The organism is Mesorhizobium sp. M1A.F.Ca.IN.022.07.1.1 (assembly GCF_003997575.1).
Classification (GTDB): Bacteria; Pseudomonadota; Alphaproteobacteria; order Rhizobiales; family Rhizobiaceae; genus Mesorhizobium.
In genome coordinates, this window is record NZ_RZST01000391.1 from 1 (window position 1) to 4,960 (window position 4,960).

5 protein-coding genes and 2 pseudogenes are annotated in these 4,960 nt (G+C 64.4%); all 7 read left to right on the forward strand.

The window, feature by feature from the left end; genetic code table 11:
- A pseudogene (locus EOA75_RS28620) lies at positions 1-198 on the forward strand (Holliday junction branch migration protein RuvA); the annotation flags it as partial.
- Between the two features lie 43 nt (positions 199-241).
- Positions 242-1,279 (forward strand): Holliday junction branch migration DNA helicase RuvB, encoded by a 1,038-nt coding sequence (gene ruvB / locus EOA75_RS28625; RefSeq protein WP_067002199.1) that lies wholly within the window; start codon positions 242-244, stop codon positions 1,277-1,279.
- Positions 1,280-1,407: 128 nt separating this feature from the next.
- Positions 1,408-2,310, forward strand: coding sequence for a metallophosphoesterase (locus EOA75_RS28630; RefSeq protein ID WP_127325741.1), 903 nt, complete (start codon positions 1,408-1,410; stop codon positions 2,308-2,310).
- Positions 2,311-2,455: 145 nt separating this feature from the next.
- Entirely contained in the window at positions 2,456-2,929 is a 474-nt protein-coding gene (gene ybgC / locus EOA75_RS28635; RefSeq protein ID WP_127325742.1) for a tol-pal system-associated acyl-CoA thioesterase, read from the forward strand.
- A 394-nt stretch (positions 2,930-3,323) separates the two neighbouring features.
- Entirely contained in the window at positions 3,324-4,034 is a 711-nt protein-coding gene (tolQ, locus tag EOA75_RS28640; RefSeq protein WP_067001789.1) for a protein TolQ, read from the forward strand.
- 9 nt (positions 4,035-4,043) lie between these two features.
- Positions 4,044-4,505, forward strand: a complete 462-nt coding sequence (tolR, locus tag EOA75_RS28645; RefSeq protein ID WP_095782570.1) for a protein TolR — start codon at positions 4,044-4,046, stop codon at positions 4,503-4,505.
- Between the two features lie 7 nt (positions 4,506-4,512).
- Positions 4,513-4,960, forward strand: a pseudogene (locus EOA75_RS28650) (hypothetical protein); the annotation flags it as partial.

The window sequence follows — 4,960 nt, forward strand, 5'->3', positions numbered from 1 at the left end:
GTCACGATCAGCCTCAAGCAGGAGCTTGGCGAAGGCGTGGCGGCAGCACCCATCACCGACGCAGTCTCGGCGCTGGTCAATCTCGGCTATTCGCGCGACATCGCCGCCAATGCGGTGGCCGCGGCCCTAAAGTCGGCCGGCGAAGGGGCGGATGCCTCGAAGCTGATCCGCTTCGGCCTGAAGGAACTGGCGCGGTGAGGCGGCGCTTGTCCCGGTCCTTGCCGTATGCAAGGAAGACCGCATGAGCCTTTCGCCCCGTCTCATTGCCCCCGACAAGCGCGGCGAGGATGCCGACCAGAGCTTGCGGCCGCAGTCGCTTGACGAGTTCGTCGGCCAGGCTGCGGCGCGTGCCAATCTCAAGGTCTTCGTCGATGCCGCCAAGAGCCGCGGCGAGGCGCTCGACCATGTGCTGTTCGTCGGCCCGCCGGGGCTCGGCAAGACGACGCTGGCGCAGATCATGGCGCGTGAGCTCGGCGTCAATTTCCGCTCGACGTCGGGGCCGGTCATCGCCAAGGCCGGCGACCTTGCGGCGCTGCTCACCAATCTCGAGGAGCGCGACGTGCTCTTCATCGACGAGATCCACCGGCTCAATCCGGCGGTGGAAGAAATCCTCTACCCGGCGATGGAGGATTTCCAGCTTGACCTCATCATCGGCGAGGGGCCGGCGGCGCGCTCGGTCAAGATCGATCTTGCCCGCTTCACGCTGGTTGCGGCGACAACCCGGCTCGGACTTTTGACGAATCCTCTGCGCGACCGTTTCGGCATCCCAGTCAGGCTCAATTTCTACACGGTCGAGGAACTGGAGCAGATCGTGCGCCGCGGCGCCCGCATCCTCTCGATGCCGCTCGGTGACGACGGCGCGCTGGAGATCGCGCGCCGCGCTCGCGGCACGCCGCGCATTGCCGGACGTCTGTTGCGCCGGGTGCGAGACTTCGCCTCCGTCGCCGGAAACGGCCATGTCGATAAACGCATTGCCGACGAGGCGCTGACCAGGCTGGAAGTCGACGGGCTCGGCCTCGACGCGCTCGACCGCCGGTATCTCTCGATGATCGCCCGCAACTTCGGCGGCGGACCGGTCGGCATCGAGACGATCGCGGCTGGGCTGTCGGAACCGCGCGACGCCATCGAGGACATCATCGAGCCCTATCTGATCCAGCAGGGCTTCATCCAGCGCACGCCGCGCGGCCGCGTGCTGACCGCCAATGCTTGGCGGCATCTCGGCCTTGAAGCACCGAAAGACCTCGCGCAGCAGCAGATCAGCCTGTTCCAGGAAGAGTAACGGACATTTGTTCGTCGGACGCGCCTTGAAGGGCTTCCTGCGCGAAATCTCCCCAGCTCCGCCAAGCTGAAGGCACAATTGCAGCCTCTAAGGCAGCTTGACGCATTTCCGGGGGTCGGGGCTGACCGATGATCACCAGACGTGGCTTTCTGCGCCTCATCGGCGGATCGTTCCTGTCCATGGTGTCGTTGAGCGCCTATGCGGTCGGCATTGAGCCGATGCTGCTCGCCCATGTGAAACGCTACTCGCTGACGCCGCCGCACTGGCCCGCGGGCCTCAAGCTGCGCGTCGCAGCACTGGCCGACATTCATGCCTGCCATCCCTGGATGACGGCGGAGCGGATCGCTTCGCTCGTCGAACGGACGAATGCCCTGCAGCCAGACCTGATCGTGCTGCTCGGCGACTATGTCGATGGAATGCGGCTGGTCACGGCCGAAGTGTCTGCACCGGAGTGGGCCGCCGCTTTGTCAGGGCTGAAGGCGCCGCTCGGCGTGCTCTCGATCCTCGGAAATCACGACTGGTGGCACGATCATGCGGCGCAACTGGCCAAGGCCGGGCCGACGGCCGCGCGCAGGGCACTGGAGAGCGTCGGCATCCCGGTGCTGGAAAACGACGTGGTGCGGCTGGAGAAGGATGGGCATGGCTTCTGGATCGCCGGACTTGCGGACCAGCTGGCAATCCGGCCGAGCAAAGCCCTGGGCCGCCACGGCTTCAAGGGTCTCGACGACCTCGGCGGGACGCTTGCCAAGGTGCAAGGCGACGAGCCGATCATCCTGCTCGCGCATGAGCCGGACATCTTTCCGAAAGTGCCCTGGCGGGTTTCGCTGACGCTTTCGGGCCACACCCATGGCGGGCAGGTGCGGCTGTTCGGCTATTCGCCGGTCGTGCCATCCGACTTCGGCAACCGCTACGCCTATGGCCATGTCGTCGAGAACGATCGCAACCTGATCGTCTCCGGCGGGCTCGGCTTCAGCATCATGCCGGTGCGGTTCGGCATGCCGCCAGAGATCCTGCAGATCGACCTCGGGTAGCTCCAGTATTATTCACGCGGACGGAAAACCGCGCAGGCGCCAAGCGCCAGCAGCCCGCCATCAAGGTCTTGATCATCGCGCCCAACAGTGCCATCCGGTTCTCGCGCCAAACACCTGCCCGTTCGGGCCTCAAAAGGAAAGCGCGATGGACGATCATGGTGAATCCGCAGCGCTCAGCGCCGGGCTTTCGGGGACGCTGACGCAATCCGGCCACCGCCTGATGGCCCGCGTCTACTATGCCGACACCGATTTCTCCGGCGTCGTCTACCATGCGCGCTATCTCGAATTCTTCGAACGCGGGCGCTCGGACTATCTCAGGCTCGCCGGCGTCCATCACACCGAGCTTGCCGATGGCAAGCATGGCGAGCGCATCGTCTGGGTGGTGCGGCGCATGGAGATCGACTTCCGTTCGCCGGCCCGCATGGACGACATCCTCACCATCGACACGCGCACCGAGGACATTTCGGGCGCCCGCATCTTCATGGCGCAGCAGTTGAAGCGTGGCGGCGAGGTGCTGGTCGAAGCGAAGGTCGAGGCGGCGATCATCGGCGAGAGCGGCCGGCCGCGCAGATTTCCGAAGGAATGGATCGCGGCCTTTATGCCGAAGGCGAGCGACTGATCACCGCGAACCGGCTTCGGCCGAATCCCTGTCACGCAGGAGTTGCCCGTTCTGGGACAACGACATCCACCAAAACACCTAAAGCGCGTCGCCTGGACCTGCTTCAGCGCGATGTGCACTGATCGGCCGCGTCCAGCATGGCGCCGGCCGGGTGGGCGCGGCAATGCGCCACGCTTCATCTCCTAACCCATCCTTAACCATAACGGTTCATGAAGGAATTGGTGAAGATTGGCGCAATTCGTGTGCCTTCCTTTCACCAAGATTTGCCCCGAAAACGCCGCGAAACGGTGCATTCGGGGCTTGTCCCGCGAGCTTCAGGCTTCGCGCGATCGGACCAAAGGGATGCCATGGGCCAGCCGCCAGCGATGCCCGGAAAAATCTTAAGGACGTAGTCATGGAAAACATCGCACTCGCCGACCCGGGCGCGCATTTGTCGATATGGGCCTTGTTCATGCAGGCCGGCTGGGTGGTCAAATTGGTCATGATCGGCTTGCTCTGCGCCTCGATCTGGACCTGGGCGATCATCATCGACAAGCTTGTCGCCTATAGCCGCATGCGGATGGCGCTCAACCGCTTCGAGCAGGTGTTTTGGTCGGGACAGTCGCTCGAGGAGCTCTACCGCACGCTCGCCGACCGCAAGACCACCGGCATGGGCGCGATCTTCGTCGCCGCCATGCGCGAATGGAAGAAGAGCTTCGAGAAGGGCGCCAAATCGGCGCTGGCATTGCAGACCCGCATTGACAAGGCGATGGATCTCGCGCTGACCCGCGAGATGGAAAGGCTGGAGGGTCGGCTCGGCTTCCTCGCCACCACGGGTTCGGCCGCGCCATTCATCGGCTTGTTCGGCACCGTCATCGGTATCATGACCTCCTTCCAGGCGATCGCCGCCTCGAAGAACACCAGCCTCTCGGTCGTGGCGCCCGGCATCGCAGAAGCGCTGCTGGCGACGGCCATCGGCCTGCTCGCGGCCATTCCGGCCGTCATCGCCTACAACAAGCTGTCGTCGGATGCGAACAAGCTCGCCGTGCGCATGGAAGGGTTTGCGGATGAGTTCTCCGCCATACTCTCGCGCCAAATCGATGAAAAAGTCGCGCAGAAGGCCTGAGGTACGATCATGGGTATGTCTGCTGCTAGCGCAGGTGGCATAGGGCGAGGCGGACGCGGCCACCGGCGGCGCGGTCGTCATCATGGCCTGATGTCGGAAATCAACGTCACGCCGATGGTCGACGTGATGCTGGTGCTGCTGATCATCTTCATGGTCGCGGCGCCGTTGCTCACCGTCGGCGTTCCGATCGACCTGCCCGACACGAAAGCCAAGGCGATGAATGTCGACACGCAGCCGATCACGGTGTCGATCAACGCGGCCGGCCAAATCTATCTGCAGGAAACCGAGATCCCGATTGATGAGCTGGTAGCGAAGCTGCAGGCAATCTCGAAGACCGGCTATGACGAGCGCATCTTCATTCGCGGCGACAAGTCGACGGATTATGGCACCGCCATGAAGGTCATGGCCCGCATTTCGGCGGCCGGCTACAAGAACATCGGCCTGGTTTCGCTGCAGGAACAGGATCAGTAAACGCCAAATGCGGACCGGCCTCACCTCATCGGTCATCTTGCATGCGGTGGCGCTGGCCTTCGGGCTGTTCACGCTGTCCTCGCCGCCCGCCATGCCGGCTTCCGACGTGGAGTCCGTCGCGGTCGACATCGTGCCGATGGAAGCGATCGCGCAGACCCTGCAGGGCGACAAGAAAGCAGTCATGCATGACAAGCCGGCGCCGCGGCCGACCAAGCGCCCGGATAGCGTCCCCGACGCGCAGAAGGTCGGCGAGAACAGCGTCGACACCGACAAGCCGGTAACCGACGAGGCCAAGCCGAAGCCGGTCGAGAAGACATCCGCGCCGCCCCCGGCGCCGACGCCGACCGAGAAGCCGGCGGTCGAGGACGTGCCGAAGCCGCAGGAAAAGCCGAAGCCGACCCCGGCGACCGAAGTCGCGCCGACGCCGACACCTAAGGAAGAGGTCAAGCCCGAGC

Excerpts from the sequence above, each read along its gene's own strand:
- ybgC (WP_127325742.1), top strand. The coding sequence starts at position 2,456 with ATGGACGATCATGGTGAATCCGCAGCGCTCAGCGCCGGGCTTTCGGGG.
- EOA75_RS28630 (WP_127325741.1), top strand. The coding sequence starts at position 1,408 with ATGATCACCAGACGTGGCTTTCTGCGCCTCATCGGCGGATCGTTCCTG.
- tolR (WP_095782570.1), top strand. The coding sequence starts at position 4,044 with ATGGGTATGTCTGCTGCTAGCGCAGGTGGCATAGGGCGAGGCGGACGC.
- ruvB (WP_067002199.1), top strand. The coding sequence starts at position 242 with ATGAGCCTTTCGCCCCGTCTCATTGCCCCCGACAAGCGCGGCGAGGAT.
- tolQ (WP_067001789.1), top strand. The coding sequence starts at position 3,324 with ATGGAAAACATCGCACTCGCCGACCCGGGCGCGCATTTGTCGATATGG.